16 protein-coding genes are annotated in these 19,091 nt (G+C 57.7%); 3 read left to right on the top strand and 13 right to left on the bottom strand.

Translation table 11 applies throughout. From position 1 onward, the window contains the following. Positions 1-112 precede the first annotated feature (112 nt). From RAN89_RS10690 to scpA, 5 genes are read right to left on the bottom strand one after another with little or no spacing between them, the layout of a single operon-like run. On the bottom strand, positions 113-589 hold the full coding sequence (locus tag RAN89_RS10690) for a VOC family protein (protein WP_313866300.1): 477 nt from the start codon (positions 587-589) through the stop codon (positions 113-115). Beyond that, positions 586-2,634, bottom strand: a complete 2,049-nt coding sequence (locus tag RAN89_RS10685) for an acetyl-CoA carboxylase biotin carboxylase subunit (protein ID WP_313866299.1) — start codon at positions 2,632-2,634, stop codon at positions 586-588. Before RAN89_RS10685 ends, RAN89_RS10690 begins: the two co-directional genes overlap by 4 nt. Before the next feature lie 30 nt (positions 2,635-2,664). Beyond that, a complete protein-coding gene (locus RAN89_RS10680) occupies positions 2,665-4,197 on the bottom strand; it encodes an acyl-CoA carboxylase subunit beta (protein ID WP_087493582.1) in 1,533 nt (510 codons plus the stop codon). 43 nt (positions 4,198-4,240) lie between these two features. Continuing rightward, positions 4,241-5,266, bottom strand: a complete 1,026-nt coding sequence (meaB, locus tag RAN89_RS10675) for a methylmalonyl Co-A mutase-associated GTPase MeaB (protein WP_313866298.1) — start codon at positions 5,264-5,266, stop codon at positions 4,241-4,243. Next, positions 5,263-7,434, bottom strand: coding sequence for a methylmalonyl-CoA mutase (gene scpA, locus RAN89_RS10670; RefSeq protein WP_313866297.1), 2,172 nt, complete (start codon positions 7,432-7,434; stop codon positions 5,263-5,265). Before scpA ends, meaB begins: the two co-directional genes overlap by 4 nt. 153 nt (positions 7,435-7,587) lie before the next feature. Here scpA and RAN89_RS10665 point away from each other — a divergent pair, with 153 nt between their 5' ends. Next, positions 7,588-8,268, top strand: a complete 681-nt coding sequence (locus tag RAN89_RS10665; RefSeq protein WP_313866296.1) for a GntR family transcriptional regulator — start codon at positions 7,588-7,590, stop codon at positions 8,266-8,268. Positions 8,269-8,952: 684 nt separating this feature from the next. Here the strand turns inward: RAN89_RS10665 and RAN89_RS10660 are convergent. From RAN89_RS10660 to RAN89_RS10640, 5 genes are read right to left on the bottom strand one after another with little or no spacing between them, the layout of a single operon-like run. Beyond that, positions 8,953-9,633: a hypothetical protein gene (locus RAN89_RS10660; RefSeq protein ID WP_313866295.1), complete on the bottom strand. Its 681-nt coding sequence runs from the start codon at positions 9,631-9,633 to the stop codon at positions 8,953-8,955. A gap of 35 nt (positions 9,634-9,668) precedes the next feature. Further along, a complete protein-coding gene (locus RAN89_RS10655) occupies positions 9,669-11,687 on the bottom strand; it encodes a hypothetical protein (RefSeq protein WP_313866294.1) in 2,019 nt (672 codons plus the stop codon). A gap of 4 nt (positions 11,688-11,691) precedes the next feature. Continuing rightward, positions 11,692-13,281, bottom strand: a complete 1,590-nt coding sequence (locus RAN89_RS10650; protein WP_313866293.1) for a hypothetical protein — start codon at positions 13,279-13,281, stop codon at positions 11,692-11,694. Between the two features lie 15 nt (positions 13,282-13,296). Then, positions 13,297-13,800, bottom strand: a complete 504-nt coding sequence (locus RAN89_RS10645) for a hypothetical protein (RefSeq protein ID WP_313866292.1) — start codon at positions 13,798-13,800, stop codon at positions 13,297-13,299. An 8-nt stretch (positions 13,801-13,808) separates the two neighbouring features. Beyond that, positions 13,809-14,303 carry a hypothetical protein gene (locus RAN89_RS10640; protein WP_313866291.1) on the bottom strand — a complete coding sequence of 165 codons (495 nt, stop codon included), beginning with the start codon at positions 14,301-14,303 and terminating at the stop codon, positions 13,809-13,811. A 791-nt stretch (positions 14,304-15,094) separates the two neighbouring features. Between RAN89_RS10640 and RAN89_RS10635 the strand changes: the two genes are divergently transcribed. Next, positions 15,095-15,448 carry a winged helix-turn-helix domain-containing protein gene (locus RAN89_RS10635; protein ID WP_313866290.1) on the top strand — a complete coding sequence of 118 codons (354 nt, stop codon included), beginning with the start codon at positions 15,095-15,097 and terminating at the stop codon, positions 15,446-15,448. 1 nt (position 15,449) lies between these two features. After that, complete coding sequence (locus RAN89_RS10630; RefSeq protein ID WP_313866289.1) at positions 15,450-16,019, top strand: hypothetical protein; 570 nt, start codon at positions 15,450-15,452, stop codon at positions 16,017-16,019. Between the two features lie 491 nt (positions 16,020-16,510). Here RAN89_RS10630 and RAN89_RS10625 read toward each other — a convergent pair whose 3' ends face one another. The 3 genes from RAN89_RS10625 to dusA form a co-directional block, all read right to left on the bottom strand. Then, entirely contained in the window at positions 16,511-17,053 is a 543-nt protein-coding gene (locus RAN89_RS10625) for a hypothetical protein (RefSeq protein ID WP_313866288.1), read from the bottom strand. Between the two features lie 81 nt (positions 17,054-17,134). Beyond that, entirely contained in the window at positions 17,135-17,962 is an 828-nt protein-coding gene (locus RAN89_RS10620) for a thioesterase family protein (RefSeq protein ID WP_313866287.1), read from the bottom strand. Positions 17,963-17,999: 37 nt separating this feature from the next. Further along, positions 18,000-19,037, bottom strand: coding sequence for a tRNA dihydrouridine(20/20a) synthase DusA (dusA, locus tag RAN89_RS10615; protein ID WP_428984441.1), 1,038 nt, complete (start codon positions 19,035-19,037; stop codon positions 18,000-18,002). Between the last annotated feature and the right edge of the window lie 54 nt (positions 19,038-19,091).

The following is a 19,091-nucleotide window of genomic DNA, read 5'->3' as shown; positions in this document are numbered from 1 at the left end:
TTGTAAATTATTAAATTCGCTTTACTTTAGCGGTTTCGCACACTTCTGACACGCAAAAAAGGGGGCATTGCCCCCCGTGTTTCCCCTCAAGCATCAGTGCCATACCGGCGCTTCAGCCCAAAGCGGCGATCACATCCGGCGGGGCCTGCACCAATTCGATCAACACGCCCTCCCCGGCAATCGGGAATTCGTCATTGCTTTTGGGATGCAAAAAGGTGATGTCGTAGCCGGCTGCCCCTTTGCGGATACCGCCGGGTGCAAATCGCACGCCTTTGGCAGTGAGCCACTCCACCGCCACCGGCAGGTTGTCGATCCACAGACCCACATGGTTCAAAGGCGTGGTGTGCACTGCAGGCTTCTTGTCCGGGTCCATGGGCTGCATGAGATCGACTTCCACCTTGTAGGGGCCGGAGCCCATGGCGCAGATGTCCTCGTCAACGTTTTCCTTCTCGCTTTGGAAGGTACCCGTAACCTCCAGCCCCAGCATGTCCACCCACAGGGTTTGCAGGCGCTTTTTGTCGGGGCCTCCAATGGCGATCTGCTGGATGCCCAAGACCTTGAAGGGGCGTTTGACTTCGGCAGCGGTCATACGAACTCCACAATCGCCTGATCGACCGACAGGCTCTCGCCTTTAGCGGCCAGCACCTTGCCCACCACACCATCGGCGGCGGCAAACAGCACGTTTTCCATCTTCATGGCTTCGATCACGGCCACTCGCTCACCGGCCTGCACCTTCTGGCCGGGCACCACTGCTACATCGACCAACAAGCCGGGCATGGGCGAGAGCACGTAGCGACTCATGTCGGGCGGTGCCTTGTGCGGCATCAGCTTGTGCAGTTCGGCCATGCGGGGGGACATGACCAGCGCATCGATACGGGTGCCGTTGTGCTGCACGCGCAGGGCCAGCGGGTTCTTGGGGGTACCGCGCTCCACCTGGGCGGTGAAGGCTTTGCCGTTCATCGTGCCGGTGATGGCGATGTCGTTCAGACGCGACTTGCTACGAATAACATAGCTGCTTGCGCCCACGCGCACTTGGGCTGAGCCGGTTTCGCCTTCAAACTCATCCACATGCACAGCGGTGTAGCGGTTATTGCCGGCGGCATCCAGCGTGACCACCACATAGTCTTTGCCTGCGTCCACGGCGTAGCCCGGCAACTGACCGGACATGCCCGCTGCGCGCTCGCGCGACTTGCGGCGCACAAAGGCGGCCAGCGCAGTGAGGAAAGCTGCGTCGTCATGCGGCACGTCTTCGGCAAAGAAGCCCTTGCCGTAGTTCTCGGCAATAAAGCCGGTGTTGAAATCCCCACTCACGAACTTGGGGTGGGCCAACAACGCGGCCTGGAACGGAATGTTGCTGGACACACCGCGGATCACAAAGCCGTTAAGAGCCTCACGCATCTTGGCAATCGCGTCATTGCGGTCCTTGCCGTGCACGATGAGCTTGGCAATCATCGAGTCGTAGAACATGGGTATCTCGCCGCCGTCCTGCACACCGGTGTCCACGCGCACGCCTTGCAAGTGCTCGGTGTCGCCCTGCCACATGGTTTGCTCTGGCGGTGCAAATCGCACCAGGCGGCCGGTGGATGGCAGGAAGTTGCGAAACGGGTCTTCGGCGTTGATGCGGCACTCAATGGCCCATCCGTCGCGCTTCACGTCGGCTTGTGTGAGCGGCAACTTTTCGCCCGCGGCAACGCGGATCATCAGCTCCACCAAATCCAGGCCGGTGATGCACTCGGTCACCGGGTGCTCCACCTGCAGGCGGGTGTTCATTTCCAAGAAATAGAAATCCTGGTCCTTGCCGACCACAAACTCCACGGTTCCGGCGCTCTGGTACTTCACGGCCTTGGCCAGTTGCACGGCCTGCTCGCCCATGGCTTTGCGGGTGGCGTCGCTGATGAAGGGGCTTGGCGCCTCTTCAATCACCTTCTGGTGGCGGCGCTGGATGGAGCACTCGCGCTCATTCAAATAGATCACGTTGCCATGGCTGTCGCCCAGCACCTGGATCTCGATGTGGCGGGGCTCCTGCACAAACTTCTCGATGAAGATGCGGTCGTCGCCAAAGCTGTTGCGGGCTTCGTTCTGGCAGCTGGCAAAGCCTTCAAACGCCTCTTTGTCGTTGAAGGCCACGCGCAAGCCCTTGCCGCCGCCGCCGGCCGAGGCCTTGATCATCACGGGGTAGCCGATGCCCTTGGCGATTTCAACTGCCTGCTCAGGGCCGCTGATCGCGTCGTTGTAGCCCGGAATGGTGTTGACCTTGGCCTCGTTGGCCAGTTTCTTGGAGGCAATCTTGTCGCCCATGGCGGCAATGGAATGCGCTTTGGGGCCGATGAAGGCAATACCTTCGTCTTCGCAGCGCTTGGCAAAGGCTTCGTTCTCGCTCAAGAAGCCGTAGCCGGGGTGCACGGCTTGTGCGCCGGTTTGTTTGCAAGCGGCAATGATTTTCTCGGCTTGTAGATAGCTCTCGCGGCTGGGTGCGGGGCCGATGTTGACGGCCTCATCCGCCAGCGCTACGTGGCGGGCTTCCTTGTCGGCATCGGAGTAGACGGCAACCGTCTTGATGCCCATTTTCTTGGCGGTAGCAATGACGCGGCAGGCAATTTCGCCACGGTTGGCAATCAGGATTTTGGTGAACATGGTGCTTATCCTTTTCTTGTTATTCGGCGATCAGAGTGGAATGTTCCCGTGCTTGCGCCACGGGTTTTCCAGCTTCTTGTCCTTGAGCATGACCAGCGAGCGGCAGATGCGCTTGCGGGTTTCGTGCGGCAGGATCACGTCGTCGATAAAGCCGCGTGCGCCAGCCACAAAGGGGTTGGCAAAGCGGGCTTTGTACTCAGCTTCCTTGGCAGCCAGCTTGGCAGGATCGCCCTTGTCTTCGCGGAAGATGATTTCCACCGCGCCCTTGGCACCCATCACTGCAATTTCTGCGTTGGGCCAGGCCAGGTTCACGTCGCCACGCAGGTGCTTGGAGGCCATCACGTCATACGCGCCGCCATAGGCCTTGCGGGTGATCACGGTGATCTTGGGCACGGTGCACTCGGCGTACGCGTAGAGCAACTTGGCACCATGCTTGATAATGCCGCCGTACTCTTGGCTGGTGCCGGGCATGAAGCCGGGTACATCCACAAACGTGACTACGGGGATATTGAAGGCATCGCAAAAGCGCACAAAGCGCGCAGCCTTGATGGAGCTCTTGATGTCCAGGCAACCCGCTAACACGAGCGGCTGGTTAGCCACGATGCCGATGGTCTGGCCGTCCATGCGCGCGAAGCCGATGATGATGTTCTTGGCGTACTCGGGCTGGATCTCGAAGAAGTCGCCATCGTCCACGGTTTTGACGATCAGCTCCTTCATGTCGTAGGGCTTGTTGGGGTTGTCGGGCACCAGGGTGTCCAAGCTCAGGTCTTTGCGGTCGATGGGGTCGCCGCTCTTGCGCACGGGGGCCTTCTCGCGGTTGCTCAGGGGCAGGTAGTTGTAGAGGCGGCGCAGCATCAGCAGCGCCTCCACATCGTTCTCAAAGGCCAGGTCAGCCACGCCGCTCTTGGTGGTGTGGGTGAGTGCGCCGCCCAGCTCTTCCGCGGTCACTTCTTCGTGCGTGACGGTCTTCACCACTTCGGGGCCGGTGACGAACATGTAGGAGCTGTCTTTGACCATGAAGATGAAGTCGGTCATCGCAGGCGAATACACTGCGCCGCCGGCGCTGGGGCCCATGATCATGCTGATCTGCGGAATCACGCCGCTGGCCATCACGTTGCGCTGGAACACATCGGCATAACCGCCCAAAGAGGCCACGCCTTCCTGAATCCGCGCGCCGCCCGAGTCGTTGAGACCGATGACCGGGGCGCCCACCTTCATCGCCTGGTCCATCACCTTGCAGATCTTCTCGGCATGCGCCTCAGACAACGCGCCGCCGAACACCGTGAAGTCCTGACTGAACACAAACACCAGACGGCCGTTGATCATGCCGTAGCCGGTGACCACGCCGTCGCCGGGAATCTTCTGCTCGTCCATGCCGAAGTCCACGCAACGGTGCTCGACAAACATGTCCCACTCTTCAAACGTGCCTTCGTCCAGCAGCACTTCCAGGCGCTCGCGCGCTGTGAGCTTGCCTTTTTTGTGCTGTGCGTCGATGCGCTTTTGCCCACCGCCCATGCGGGCCAGCTCGCGCTTGGCTTCCAGTTGTACGAGGATGTCTTGCATGCTTGTCTTCCTTCAGGTCAGAAAATGGGGAGTTATTTGCTATCTATTTAGGAGCTGCTTGCGCAGTGAATTCGAGCGCTGAGAGCAGATTTCGTGCTGCAGTGCTAGCAGCCAAGCTGCCCGAAAGCACCGCTTGCGTGTGCTGCGGCAACAGTGCCTGCACAGGGCCGCTTTGCTTGAATGCCTGCTTCAGGCCTGCGTCAATCCGCTCCCACATCCATGCCAGCGACTGGTTTTGGCGGCGCTGGCTGAACAGGCCATTGGCGGTTTGCAGGGTCTGGAATTCACACACAGCGTTCCAGAAGGTGTCGACCCCCTGCCCCAGCAACGCACTGAGTGAAATCACTTTGGGCGCCCAGTGCTTGTCGCTGTGCGGGTCATTCGGGTTGCCATGCATGCCCAGCAAACGCAGGCTGGAGGTGATCTGGGCTTGCGCGCGGGTGGCGGCATCGGCGTCAATGTCGGCCTTGTTGATGACCACCAGATCGGCCAGCTCCATCACGCCTTTTTTGATGGCCTGCAGGTCGTCGCCCGCATTGGGCAACTGCATCAGCACAAACATGTCGGTCATGCCCTGCACGGCCGTCTCACTCTGGCCCACGCCCACGGTCTCGACGATCACGATGTCGTAACCCGCCGCCTCACAGACCAGTATGGCCTCGCGCGTTTTCTCAGCCACACCACCCAGTGTGCCGCTGGACGGGCTGGGGCGGATGAAGGCTTTCTCGTGCATGGACAAATGCTCCATGCGCGTTTTGTCACCCAAGATGGAACCGCCGGACACCGAGCTGGAAGGGTCAATCGTCAGCACCGCCACGCGGTGGCCTTGGCCGATCAGGTACAAGCCCAGCGCTTCAATAAAGGTGCTCTTTCCCACGCCCGGCACACCGCTGATGCCCAGCCGGAACGACTTGCCGGTATGCGGCAAGAGCGCGGTGAGCAGCGCATCGCCCTGCGCCCGGTGGTCCACGCGGGTGGACTCCAGCAGGGTGATGGCTTTGGCGATAGCGCGGCGCTGCTGGAGAGACTCGCCCCCCAGCAGACCGGCCTGCACGGCTTCAGGGCTCACCCGAGGGCCTTTTCGATCTGGCTCAGTACATCACGGGCGCTCACCGGGATCGGCGTGCCCGGGCCGTAGATGCCCTTGACGCCTGCGGCGTACAAAAAGTCGTAGTCCTGGCGCGGAATCACACCGCCCACGAACACGATGATGTCGTCGGCGCCTTGCTTTTTGAGCTCGGCGATGATGGCGGGCACCAGTGTCTTGTGACCTGCGGCCAGCGTGGAGACGCCGACAGCGTGCACATCGTTTTCAATCGCCTGGCGGGCGCACTCTTCGGGGGTCTGGAACAGCGGGCCCATGTCCACGTCGAAGCCCAGATCGGCAAACGCGGTGGCTACCACCTTGGCGCCGCGGTCGTGGCCGTCCTGGCCCAACTTGCTGATCATCACGCGGGGGCGGCGGCCTTGTTTGTCAGCAAAGCCGGCAATGTCGGCCTTCAGGGCGTTCCAGTACTCCATGGTGTCTCCTTGGGCGCTGTCGTAGGCGGCGGCGTACACGCCGCTGACCTTGTTGGTGTCGGCGCGGTGGCGGCCAAAGGCTTTCTCCAACGCATCGCTCACCTCGCCCACCGTCGCGCGCAGGCGGATCGCTTTGATGGACAAGTCCAGCAAGTTTCCGGTACCGGACTCTGCTGCAGAAGTGATAGCAGCCAGCGCAGATTCCACGAGCGCGGAGTCGCGTTTTGCTTTGATTTCTTTTAGGCGGGCGATCTGGCTTTCACGCACGGCCACGTTGTCGATATCGCGCGCTTCAATTGCGTCTTCGCTTTTGAGCTTGTACTTATTCACACCCACGATCACGTCCTGGCCGCTGTCGATGCGCGCCTGCTTCTCAGCAGCCGCAGCTTCGATCTTCAGCTTGGCCCAGCCGCTGTCCACGGCCTTGGTCATGCCGCCCATGGCTTCGACTTCTTCAATGATCTTCCAAGCGGCGTCGGCCATGTCCTGGGTCAGCTTTTCCATCATGTAGCTGCCGGCCCAGGGGTCGATCACGTTGGTGATGTGCGTCTCTTCCTGGATGATGAGCTGCGTGTTGCGGGCGATGCGCGCGCTGAACTCGGTCGGCAGCGCGATGGCTTCGTCAAAGCTGTTGGTGTGCAGGCTTTGCGTGCCGCCAAACACGGCGGCCATCGCCTCGATGGTGGTGCGCACCACGTTGTTGTACGGGTCCTGCTCCGTCAGGCTCCAGCCGCTGGTCTGGCAGTGGGTGCGCAACATCAGGCTCTTCGGGTTCTTGGCGTCAAAGCCCTTCATGATGCGGCACCACAGCAAGCGCGCCGCGCGCATCTTGGCCACTTCCAGATAGAAGTTCATGCCGATGGCCCAGAAGAAGCTCAGGCGGCCGGCAAAGTCGTCTACGTCCAGACCGGAAGCGATGGCAGTCTTCACATACTCCTTGCCGTCGGCCAGCGTGAAGGCCAGCTCCAGCGCCTGATTGGCACCCGCCTCTTGCATGTGATAACCCGAGATACTGATCGAGTTGAACTTGGGCATGTTCTTGGCGGTATAGCCAATGATGTCGCCAATGATGCGCATGCTGGGCGCGGGCGGGTAGATGTAGGTGTTGCGCACCATGAACTCTTTCAGAATGTCGTTCTGAATCGTTCCAGATAGCTTGTCCTGGCTCACGCCCTGCTCTTCCGCAGCCACCACATAACCGGCCAACACCGGCAGCACCGCGCCGTTCATGGTCATGGAGACCGACACCTTGTCCAGCGGAATCTGGTCGAACAGTATCTTCATGTCCTCAACTGAGTCAATCGCCACGCCGGCCTTGCCCACGTCGCCCGTCACGCGCGGATGGTCCGAGTCGTAGCCACGGTGGGTGGCCAAGTCAAAGGCGACTGACACGCCCTGCCCGCCGGCTGCCAAAGCCTTGCGGTAAAAGGCGTTGGACTCTTCGGCGGTAGAGAAGCCCGCGTACTGGCGGATGGTCCAGGGGCGCACCGCATACATGGTGGCCTGCGGGCCGCGCAGGTAGGGCTCAAAACCGGGCAACGTGTCGGCATGCTTCAGGCCCGCGGTGTCTGCTGCGGTGTAAAGGGGCTTGACCGCGATGCCATCGGGCGTGATCCAGTTCAGCGCGTCCACATTGCCGCCGGGGGCGGACTTGGCTGCAGCCTTGGCCCAGGCTTCCAGTGTGGCGGATTGAAATTCAGGCGTCTTGTCGGTCATGGCGGGGTCGCAATCTATGGGTTACCGCTGGCAGGATCAGCGCGGCAAGTTTACATTATTCATAATTATTGATTCAGAATATTGGTTGCAGCTTACAATCGACCAACTTTTTGAATTGACTCATTTTTTCGTTTTTTCACCCAAAGCCACCGCATGTCCGCCTTGATGTCTGATGCCCGCCCCGCTGTATCGCTGGCCCCTCGCCCTCTGTATGAGGAAGTGGCGGAGCTGCTGCGCCAGCGCATCTTCAAGCGCGAGTTGGAGCCCGGCAGCTGGATTGACGAACTGAAGATTGCCGAAGAGTTCGGCATCAGCCGCACCCCCCTGCGCGAGGCCCTGAAAGTGTTGGCCGCCGAAGGCCTGGTGACCATGAAGGTGCGCCGCGGTGCCTATGTGACCGAGGTGTCGCAACAAGACCTGGCCGATGTGTACCACCTGCTGAGTTTGCTGGAGAGCGACGCGGCCGGCGTTGTGGCCACCAAGGCCACCGACGCGGAAATCAAGGAACTGCAGGCTTTGCACAAAGCACTGGAGGCAGCGGCCAAACCCGGCAAAGACAAGGCTGCCACCACCGACCAATTTTTCGCGGTGAATGAGAAGTTCCACATGCGCCTGCTGGAGATTGCCAACAACCGCTGGCGCGACCAGATGGTGGCCGACCTGCGAAAGGTCATGAAGCTCAACCGCCACAACTCCCTGCTCAAGACCGGGCGCATTGAAGAATCCCTGGCTGAGCACCGCGCCATCATGGACGCCCTGGCTGCCCGCGACCCTGCGCTCACCGCGCAGCGCATGGCCGAACACTTTGCGAATGGGTTAGCGGCGGCGGAGTAGCCTGGAATGCAAGAAAGCCGCTATGCCAAGGACTACGAAGAGCTCGGCATTCGTTAAGTCCGCAGCCCGCTTAGGGCCAATATCAGATGCTCATTTATGTCTGCTTTCGAGTGCCGAGATAGAAGCAGCGAAATTCACTCCTCTGTCAGCTATAGCTTAGGGCCCGATATGACTCTTGGTGAACGTCGGAACTCCTACATCAGCAGGCGACATGGCTCCGCTATTCCTGCGCCACAGTACGCGCCAATCAATCCGAGGCACAACGTGTCAATTCCAGCGGGTCGTCTACTTCGATCTCATGCGGTTGAGTTTGTAAATTGCATAGACCGCATATGTCATATGTGGGTGCTTAACGCACTGTTGCCAGGATGAGCGATTAAAGGTGGGGCCTCGTTGGAGTCAATGGTGACCCACAGGTACAAGGTTGATTCACACAAAACTAGTACGCATAACTCCGGCTCGTTTCACCGAACTACATCGCCATTTCGTTGGCGATGTAGCTAATCACTCTTGAACTGAATATCGATTTGATTTACTTTGATGTTGACCCTGCAATCACATCGTTAGTTCATGCAGCCGGAGACGCATATTAAATGTCGACTCAATTCGATGACGTTTGAGAGAGGGGCATTACATCAAGACCCCACCGAATAAAGGCCTAATTCGGTGGGTCTGGGGAGACGCTTAGTCGCCAACAACTTGTTTCATTTCCTTGGGCTTGTCATCTTTAGTAATCGGGGCGGTAACGCCGACTGCAGCGAAGATTTTTGGCATCTTGTCGGCAAATACGCTGGCCTCAGCGATTTGTTGCTTCAAACTGGCCGCTGCATCCTTGATGCCGCCCAACTTGGACAGATTCATGGGGTTGCCCGACATACTGGAAATCAGACCTGTCGCTTGCTCAACAAGGGCTTTGTCCTGCAACAAGGCCAGCATGAAGTTGAAGGATGCAGCTGCTACTAGAGCTTTCTGGTCTGCGTTCAAATTTTTGACAGCTTCGCCAATGTTTGCATTGTTCATCGCCTCATTGAGAGCGGATGCTTCCTTCTTTGAAACATCCTGACTCAGCGCGTTCTTTTCAGCAGGATCGGTCGCGGCGTTAGCAGCTTTACGACCCGCTTCCAGTTCGGCTGCTTTCTCTTTAGAAGTCAGGCCCTGCGCCAGCAACGCTGCTGAGTTCTTCATCAGCTTCTCAGCAGCTTGTGCGGACTTCAGGAAAGCTTCAGGGTCAGCACTGGCAGCGCCGCCGCTTGGCTTGGAACCCATACCCAGCAAAGCGCCGAATTGCGCGTAAGCGGATGTGGTGACGAGGGAGCCGGATGTAATAGCCAATGCAGCGATCAGGTTGCGACGGGAAGCTTTCATGGAGTACCTTTGAAGAGTGAGAGAGTTGCGGAAAGTTATTGAAGTGGCAGAGTCAGCTTTTGGGCTGCTTTGTCGAGAAGCTGTTTTGCTTCATCCACCACATCGGCCTCGAAAACACCCTTGAGGTTTTCCGAGCTGGTACTTTTGTAAAAGCCCGTGCTCGTGAATTTGCCTTCAAAGGCGGTGCGAGAAAGGACGCTTTCGCCTTGTTTCAGGCGAAGCGTATAGGTTGCCGTGATCGGGCGCTCACACTGGTCTTTGCAGACCTCATCTGCGAGAAGTACGCGATCGACTGGCTGAATACAAAAGTCGGCTTGGGTTACAGGCCGTGTCATGAACGGGTCAAACCCGCTGGCCCGTGTAAGGGTCTTGTCTGTCAGGGTGCGGATGTTCGGCACATAGAACGCACCAGGCATGGCGGTGCTCATTGCCAAGCTGGAGAGAGCCATCAGATTCGGGGTGGCAACAGCCCCAAAGTGTTCGACGGGTCCACACATAGAAAAGCTCTTGTGCGACTTCGGTTGGGTGCCGATGCGCGAGACTTCGAAAACAGTGTCGCTGGTGGCCTTGAACGACCCTTCAGTGATCGGGAGGCCCAAGGCGAGGGGGGTGGCAGCCTTGCCGGCGAATTCGCTCACAGAGGCTTCAGCAATTGGGACGAGTACGGATGCCGCCGCACTACCCACCTTCAAGGTCATGGGTCGCAGGATGTAGCCCTGCTGACTGTTGGCAAAAACCTTGCCTTCGCTGTTGATCGCTAGTCCTGCATCCGTCGAGCCGCTGACGATCGTGCGCTCGCGCTTGAGTTCGCTGATCTTGGAGAACTGTTTGGCGAGATCGTGAATGGCGTTCTTGATATTCACATCACGGCGCTCAGCCGGTGCCACGCCCACACCGTTGACCACCTTGTCAACGATCTTGTCTTTCCCGCTTGCGCTGAAGACAACCCGTCCGGTGTTGTCAATGAGATCCGCGAACACAAGCGTTTCGTAGCCGCGCTGCTTCACATAGGGCAGGTTGGTATCGGCTTCCCATGCGATAGGCTCACGCACATTCAAGCGGACCACATAGCGAGGTGCAGGCCGATTGGCCGTTTCCAAGGAACTGATTTCCACTCCTTCTTGGCTACGGATGGTGGACATCATTTGGGTGTAATTGGTGTCACTCTGGATCAGAGTCACGGGCGCGGCGTCGCCTAGAACCTCAGCGAACACACGGGAAAGGTATTCCTCACTGACGCCAGAGGGAGCGCCGTCGAGCACAACCGCTACGCTGGGACGATCTTTGCCACTGGCGGGGTGCGCCATGAACTTCTGAAATGCAGTACCAACGCTGATGTTGGATGGGAAAAGTGACTTTGCGATGGCGTACTTTTCACCGGCATACACGATATCCACCAGTTGGTCGCCAGCACCTTCAAATCGGTCGTTGAGCTGCACACCTTGGGCATAGCCCCCATCCAGAACCAGATACTCGCTCACACGGTCAGATACCGTGGCCTCCACAACGACCGGATTGAACTGAGCAGGGCCATCGGTGGCTAGGGTCTTGACCAGGCTATCGACAGCAGCCGTGAAGAGCTTGCGCTTTTCCGCTGAAAGGTCAGAGCCGGTCGGGACCACAGCCTGACTGACTGCCGACCGCGAAACGGTCATCAAGATCTCGCCAGTACGGATGTTCGTAAAGTACAGCCCAGCAGTGACGGAAGCGATCAAATCGGAGTTGCCGTTGCCTTTGATAACCTCGTAACTCCGCGCACGGGTCACATGCATGGTGGCCGAGAAGGTATTGCCAGCCGTTTGGTTGTTAGCCCCGGAAACGGCCCTTGCACCAAAAGAAGCCTTCAAGCCTGAAGCAAACGAGGGACCGGTTTTCTGTGACAGCCCCGCCGTCACCAGCGCCTTGTATTCAGGGTCGAGGGTGCTGGTGTTGCGCAAGTCCTCAATGACTGCCGCCACCGGCAAAATACGAGCTGGCTCCGCTGAATACGCTTGCTGTGCATACGTCATCAGGGCAGCGGACGCGAGAAGGCTGAGTCGGTGGACGGTTTTCATGGGCTTACTTCTTCTTTGGAGCTGACTTAGCGGCTGGAGCTGCGCAGGTATCGAGACACAGGCTGATCAAGTCGCCTGAAGATGTCGCATCCAAGCTCTTTCCGGAAAAGGCCGGTTGTGCAGACACTGCGGTGTAGATTTCTTCCGTGGCGTCGCCTTTGCCTGTCAGAGTCAAAGTCGCTTTCACAAGGCCGTTCTCGTCCTCTTTTTTGTCCACCGACTTGACGCCGGGAATGTCACGCAGAGCCTTCATAAAGGCCAAACGCATGGGCAGGGGAGAGCTACCAGCGCGAAACTCAACGGTGTATTGACGGCCGCGCACCGACCGATCCGCCCAATAGCCGAGGGCTTGGCCAGCGAATTTCGGCGCTAGGAGTTGCGCTACCTTCTTGGAAGCAATGGCTGCGCAGGCTTCGGCGTTGGCACCCTCAGCCTCCGCGCCTTCAGTTGCACCCCCGATGATTTCGGAGGTAGAGGTCGAGAAAGCTCGCAGGGACGCTGTAACGATGCAGCCCATACGTCCGGTGGATGGGTTCACATCACCCGTTATCACCGTTGAGCTACCAACCACCAGAAAGTCTGAGTTGCTTTTACGGGCGAACTCATTGAACTTCGCCATCTCAGCGCCGTTTTCCAGCGTTGACATGGAGATCTTCTTGTCACCGAAGAACTTGCTGCGGGATGTCGCCGAGTCCAACACGTTCAGGTCATATGCTCGAACGAAGCTGTTGAACTCGTTGAGAAATAGGGAGACAGATGTAGGCTTGCTGTTGTCCTGGTACTCAATGAGCTTGCGATAAGACTCTTTGTCGTAGCTACGCTGATCCACATCCTTGCGGTCAACCGATGCCTTAGCTGACTGGCTGGAAGATGTTGCCGCTAGGCTCTCGTTGTTTTTGAAGTTGGAGGAACCGGAGGCCTGATTGGCGTACTTGGCAGATTCAGCGGCATCAACAGAACCACGCTGGCCCGTTGCGGACACTGCTCCGGCATAGCTTCCGCTGGAACTGGCGCTTCTGCTCGCAGCCGCACTGGTATTGGAAGTGGCAGCAAGGGAGGCTGACTTGGCTGCTGTTGCGGAGTCTGCTTTGAAAGATTTGTCGCGAAACTGACTGCCGGCGTCATGCATGTATTCGGTGATTTCACGCAATGGAATCTTCAGGTCGCGGGTAGTTGTTACATACTCGTCCACAAGCAGCAACATCTTAAAGTTGCGGTCATTGAGCTTGTCCAGCTCAGTGCCGCGGATGGCGTTCTTGATCTGGGCGCGATCCACATATGCCTCTACGCGAGTCACGAAGTCATTGCCTTCGCGCACTTCTTCACGCACCTTCACATCACGCAGCTGCTTGGCGATCTCATTGATGATCGGAGCGAACTGCGGATCAGCGGCGTTGAGGGCCGTAGCGTCTTTGATAGCCTTCACCACAGCATCGCGCATGGCCTCTTGCTTTGCGAGGTTACGGATGGAGCTGGGGTCACCGGCGCCTATAGGTGTGCGACCCTCACCGATGACGGTTGTCTGTGCCAGGGCAGATACCATCGCGCAAGCGCAGGCAATGGTTGTGAGTGCAGCTTTAAAAGTGGATTTCATGGGTACGCCTCGCTGTTATTTGTCGACACTGATCACGACGCCACCAGCGCGGACCACTTGTTTGCCGTTCTCTTCGGTGATGGACACACCGGACTGAGCTTCAGCGGGTGCAGCCGGTTCGAGCACGCTGCCCACGGTGGGCTCTGCGTTACGGTCTGGGAACTTGGTCTTCATTAGGGTGGTGTAGGCCGACATATCACGCAGAGGCGCGAGATTGGCGTTGGACGCGATTTCTTGGTCATCCTTCAGGCCTGCATCTATGGCTTTCTCAAGCGCGACCAAGCCTTCATTCTTCTTGCCCAGCTGTGCTGCTGCTTGGGACAACAGGAAGTAGCCCCGATAATCTTTTTCCGCCTTTTGCGTCGCTGTTTGAGCGAGGGAGTACGCTTCGGAAAAGTTCTTTGCGCCAAGGGCTTTACCCGCGCCTTCAATGGGGTCTGAGGCGATGGAGCAGGCCATGAGAATGCTGCTGCAGGCCAAACCGGCGGCAATGGATTTCAGACTGAGGGAACGTGTCATAGCGAAACTCACTTGCTTTGCAGGTTGACGGTCAGGCTGCGGCCGTATTGGGTACGGCAGACACCGGAAAGCGCTTGTTGGGCGTATCCCAGGGTGGTGTCGTTTCGCACAGGGATGAGGCAATTGAGGATCCCAAGCACTGTCTTGATACGGCCATTGATCACGAAGCTGCGTTCACAGCTCGGGCTTGGATCACCATGGCAGGTATCGGGTTGGACATTGAGGACGCCAAGTTCGGCGTTCGATGTATCGGTCAACTCAAAGTAACCACCGCTTGGGAAGAACTTCAAATTGCCGCGCACCTCGGTAACGCCGGTGGCATCGGATGACTGCGAGAAGGCCTCAAAGCGCGTATACGGCGAAAGGTCAGGCGTATTGCTCAGGGTTGATGCTAGAGGGGGGGCTGGAGGCGATGCAGACGGCAAGGGCAGTTGATTCTGCGCACAACTCGACAGAGCCGAGATCGTAAGAAAAGCCGCTATTCGGGTGGATGTTTTGATCATGTGTCGTGTTATCCAGTAGGGTCAGCGGGCGAAGTCAATGGGAAGCTTGTTTGTTAAAAACAAGAACTCAATGCAAAGAACGCTGATTTAGTCTTGACCTTTGCCAACGAACGCCTACAAGTTGGCGGGATCGGAAAGTAGTTGTTCGAGCGCTCCTCTACTCAGCTTCAATAGACGGCAGCTGATTTTCGAAGTGCCATTTCAACGCTTCTAACAAAAAAATTAATTCAACGAATATAATTATTCGCAAATTGCAAACAATTGTCAATGGGATTATTGATCTTTCGATGAGTGTTGGCGCTTCGATGTGGCCGCGGGTTCAAGCTCTTGTTGCTAATCCAACCAGACTTCTCTTGACCTGCTCCAGCCTAGCCTTACCAGGCTGAAGGAAGTGAAGTTCGTCAACTAACCGGACAATGGCGGATACAAAGTTGAGCATCCCTAGGGAAGAGTTGGTACCAGTGCTAGCGAAGTCCCCCCCCCCCCTCTCCACCCCGCTAGTTTGGCGATGCCTATTACACGTAGTTGTTTGCGCGTGAGCGTGTTGATACTTAAAAGGTTCTGCGTCTGAACTTGCTGCGTCCTGAGACAAAAGTTGGAACGCTGCAAAGTCGCAAGCGTCCGCGCAAAATATTTGAAGGCGAGATGGAACGTGGTATGTGTTGCGCTCTGCCAGTCTTAAAAAATAGTTGGAAATATTAAATATGTTAAAAACAACTTAAGTGATATATTCGAGTATTAGCCGCTTTTGGATAAGGTTGGGTAAGCTGGCATAAACTGGATAAATGACTATGTCGCCAGTTAAAAACAGTGTCTACCTGAAGTTCCTCAATCTTGTGCAAGCGTTGCGTGAAATGCCAACGTTTCCAGTGATTGACGCTACTGAAGAGCGCCTTTTGCATCAACTTGATACAGCTTGGGTGGCAGGCAAACAAGTGACCGTATTGGAGGCGATGAAGTTGGATGCTGAAACATCACCAGCAACTGTTCATCGCCGCCTAAAGACGTTGCGCAAGAAAGGCCTCATTACGTTGACCGTTGATGAAAGTGATAACCGCGTCAAGTACGTGTCTGCCACTGCGTTGGCAACGGAGTACTTTGCGCAGCTAAATAACGCTTTGATAGCAGCAACAAAAGGAACCTAACGTGGGCGAAAAAACGGACAAGTACGATGGACTTTTTATTACTTACGTAGCAGTAGCCACTCTTGTCTACTACGGCACGTATTTGTTCAACGGTTGGTTTTTTTCATCAGTCAGCATTGCGCCCCACCTTAGTCTCATCTATCTTCCCGCAGCAGTGCGAATGTTGTTCGCGCTAGTGTTGGGGTTACCTGCGGCTATAGGCATGGCCTTGGGTACGCTGCTCATCATCTACACAACGCAAGGTAGTTGGACTGTAGTTTGGTACGAGGCAATACCTGTGTCGCTGATCTCTGGTTTTGCGCCTTTGTTTGCTGTGATGATTGGTGTGAGATGGCTGAAACTGCCAGTGGACCTACGCGGTCTCAAGCCAATGCATCTCATTAAGTTCACTCTGCTGGGAGCGCTTTGTAATTCAATCCCAACCAACGCCTTTTACTGGGCGGCAGGGCATATGGACACACCTCTGCCCGCAATGGCGCAGATGTTTTTGGGTGATGTACTTGGCACTCTTCTCGTGCTGTGGATAGCTGCAACTGTAGCCAAGTTGTTTCGCCCCAAGTTCGCGGGCTAGGGCTCTCACTACAAGCTTCGCATGCTTGCCTTGCAAGCTTAGCCTGATCAAATCGCCCGCAATCTGCGGGCGCAAATCTTCTTTACTGCGCGTTCGCCTGAGTGTTTTGCAAGCTAGCTTGCACGCGCTCATTTCAGCCTAAAAGTTTTTTTCTTATGACCTGCCCCCTACAGACGTACCAATCAAAAGTGGACGTCCTGGTTCTAGGTTAATCGATTTGCTTTTGAATTGAAGGTTTTTGAGTTGAATCGCCAGCGTGTTGGTGAGCTGCAGTTCATCAAAGTGAAAGTGAGTGCTGTAGTCTAGACTTGAACATTGCTGTCTGTCACAAAACTATAAAAAGTTACACAGGCGATCTAGGCAGGTGCGCCACGTTCGTAACAAATCGGATGTCTGCTTTTGCGAAGGTATTACAGGTGTGCAGAGGACCGCTTTGGGTCGATTGTGAATCTCAACGTGTGCCAGCCCCCCCGACAACTGCGGACAATGAGTCACCGCGGATCAACGACATCAAACTCAAACTGCAGCGGCGCGGAGTTGTCGATGAAAACCGTGATGTGATAGCGCCCGGCGGGGTCCCCGTGCACTACATCCCAGGACTTGGAGACGGTGCCGTTGTAGACGTTCAGCATCAGGTCCATGGACATGGTCTTGCGGTCTGCCGAGGTGCCGAATGCGTGGCCGCTGGTGCCCCAGGTCTTGGGGGCTTGGGGCAGGGTCATGCGTTCGAGTACGCGGACCTTGCCCGACTGCTGGTTGATCCGCGCGACCCAGCCGTAGTTTTGGTTGACCACCAGAGGCACGGTGTTGGTTACCTTGAAGTCCAACACATTGTCGTTGGGGGCCAACTTGAAGATCCCGAAGACCGCGTCGAGCGGGCACACGCCCTGCCCCGTGGGTGCTGTGGCACAGGCCTTGAACACGGCCGCATTGGCTACAGAAATGGATTCTCTGGGTGGGCTGGTCGTCTGTGCTTCGGCGTGCAAGCACACAGCGGCTGCGAAAAAGGCAAGAAGCGGGTGAAGGTGTTTCATGATGAATGGGGTTCGGCAAAAGCAGGCCATGCCCGCCGTGGATGCAGCACAGTCTAGCTTCTGACTGTGGCCCCTCGCCGCCTACGGCCGCTTGCGGACAAACAAACTCTGCGTTGCCCGCCCGATCAAACCCTGCTCGTCATACAGCGACGACTCGGCGAGCCCCCCGCCGTGGCTGGACAAATGGGTGCGGGCATCCAGGCACACCCACTCGCCGACCGGCTTGCGCAGCAGGTTGATGGTGAGGTCGGAGTTCACAAACACGTGTGTGGACAAATCCAGAATCGCGCTGATGCCGTTGCCCGAGTCGGCCGCCACCGCCACGCGTTGGTACGGGCTGGGCAGCTGCCCTTGCACCAGCGGGTGGCTCATGCGGAACCACACCGCACTGGGGCCGGCAAACATGCGCCCTTGGGCGATGCGCGTCTCCACCAGATCGGGGTAGCCCAACTCGTGGTGTGCAAAGGGAAAGCGCTGCACGGGTGAGGCATCCGGCGTCTTAGGTGCCTGGGGCAAGGGGTGCCCGGGCAGGCCATCGGGCAAGCCCACGTCATCTTCACGCTGAAACAGAGCGGTGGCGCGAATCAGCTCCTTGCCATCGGCCAGTGCCACCGCCGAAAAATGACCTGCGTTGCGGCCCACATAGTCTTCTTGCACGCGCACTTCCATGTCTGCAATAGGCACTGGGCGCAGCAGGTTGGCCGTGAGTCGGGCCAAGTGTTGCAACCCATGGGCTTGTGCTGCAGCCTCCAGCGCATGGCTGACCAGCGCGATCGGCGGGCCGGCGTGTTGCTGCTGCGGGTGCCAGGGGCCACGGGTGAGTTCAGAGGCGCGGAAAAAGTTGCCGCCCAAGGCCGTGAAGGCGGCGGTAGCACCGGCAGGGGCGGTGTGGTGCTGTGTGTCTGACATGCAATATTGCTCCTCTTTTAATAGCTGCTCGCACATATCAGACGGGCGCCAGAGCCCGATTTGACTCGGAATCGTGGGCCATGGCCATCACCTCGCGGGCACTCAGGTGCTTGAGGCGGTGATCGGTCCAGACCTGCCGCCAGCGCCGGGCACCGGGCAAACCGTGGCGCAAACCCAGCATGTGGCGCGCAATGCTGTACCAGTGGGTACCGTGTTGCGCAGCCTCACGCTCCATGTAGTCCACCATCTGCGCTTCCACCATTTCGCGGGTGATTTCCCGCTCGGGGGCGCCGTAAAACGCGCTGTCCCATTCGGCCAACCACCAGGGATTGTGATAGGCCTCGCGCCCCAGCATCACGCCGTCCACGTGCTCCAAGTGGCCCGCCACTTCAGCTGTTTGGGTAATGCCACCGTTGATGGCAATCGTGAGGTGCGGAAAGTCTTTTTTGAGCTGGTACACCAGCTCGTAGCGCAGGGGCGGGATTTCGCGGTTCTCTTTGGGGCTCAGGCCCTTGAGCCACGCGTTGCGCGCGTGGGCAATGAACACGTTGCAACCGGCATCGGCCACGGTGCCCACAAAGTCGCGGACGAAGCCGTAGCTTTCTTCCTTGTCAATCCCTATGCGGTGCTTCACGGTGACTGGCACATCTACCGCGTCCACCATGGCCTTCACGCAGTCCGCCACCAGCGGCGCTTCGTTCATGAGGCAGGCGCCAAATGCGCCGCGCTGCACCCGCTCGGACGGGCAGCCGCAGTTGATGTTGATCTCGTCATAACCCCACTCTTGGCCCAACTTGGCGGCACGCGCCAGATCGGCAGGCTCGCTCCCGCCCAGTTGCAAGGCTACGGGGTGTTCTTCGGCGTTGAAGCGCAAATGGCGCGGCACATCCCCATGGACGAGCGCACCGGTGGTCACCATCTCGGTGTACAGCAGCACATGGCGGCTCAACAGGCGGTGGAAATAGCGGCAGTGGCGGTCCGTCCAATCCATCATCGGCGCTACTGACAATCGCCACACACTCTGATTCGGGTTTTCTCGAGTGGAGCCTACTGTTTTAGGGGCTGCTTGATTCACGCTGATTCGCTCACTTTTCCACACATTTTTTGTTAGCAGTGCTACATTGAGTGC

It is taken from the genome of Rhodoferax mekongensis, assembly GCF_032191775.1.
GTDB lineage: Bacteria > Pseudomonadota > Gammaproteobacteria > Burkholderiales > Burkholderiaceae_C > Allorhodoferax > Allorhodoferax mekongensis.
Note: the sequence above shows the minus strand (reverse complement) of the source record. Positions and strands in the feature narration are given on the sequence as shown.

Coding starts and splice junctions, on each gene's coding strand:
- scpA (WP_313866297.1), bottom strand. CDS start 7,434: ATGACCGACAAGACGCCTGAATTTCAATCCGCCACACTGGAAGCCTGG.
- RAN89_RS10660 (WP_313866295.1), bottom strand. CDS start 9,633: ATGAAAGCTTCCCGTCGCAACCTGATCGCTGCATTGGCTATTACATCC.
- RAN89_RS10665 (WP_313866296.1), top strand. CDS start 7,588: ATGTCCGCCTTGATGTCTGATGCCCGCCCCGCTGTATCGCTGGCCCCT.
- RAN89_RS10655 (WP_313866294.1), bottom strand. CDS start 11,687: ATGAAAACCGTCCACCGACTCAGCCTTCTCGCGTCCGCTGCCCTGATG.
- RAN89_RS10635 (WP_313866290.1), top strand. CDS start 15,095: ATGTCGCCAGTTAAAAACAGTGTCTACCTGAAGTTCCTCAATCTTGTG.
- RAN89_RS10640 (WP_313866291.1), bottom strand. CDS start 14,303: ATGATCAAAACATCCACCCGAATAGCGGCTTTTCTTACGATCTCGGCT.
- RAN89_RS10620 (WP_313866287.1), bottom strand. CDS start 17,962: ATGTCAGACACACAGCACCACACCGCCCCTGCCGGTGCTACCGCCGCC.
- RAN89_RS10680 (WP_087493582.1), bottom strand. CDS start 4,197: ATGCAAGACATCCTCGTACAACTGGAAGCCAAGCGCGAGCTGGCCCGC.
- RAN89_RS10625 (WP_313866288.1), bottom strand. CDS start 17,053: ATGAAACACCTTCACCCGCTTCTTGCCTTTTTCGCAGCCGCTGTGTGC.
- RAN89_RS10685 (WP_313866299.1), bottom strand. CDS start 2,634: ATGTTCACCAAAATCCTGATTGCCAACCGTGGCGAAATTGCCTGCCGC.
- RAN89_RS10690 (WP_313866300.1), bottom strand. CDS start 589: ATGACCGCTGCCGAAGTCAAACGCCCCTTCAAGGTCTTGGGCATCCAG.
- RAN89_RS10645 (WP_313866292.1), bottom strand. CDS start 13,800: ATGACACGTTCCCTCAGTCTGAAATCCATTGCCGCCGGTTTGGCCTGC.
- RAN89_RS10650 (WP_313866293.1), bottom strand. CDS start 13,281: ATGAAATCCACTTTTAAAGCTGCACTCACAACCATTGCCTGCGCTTGC.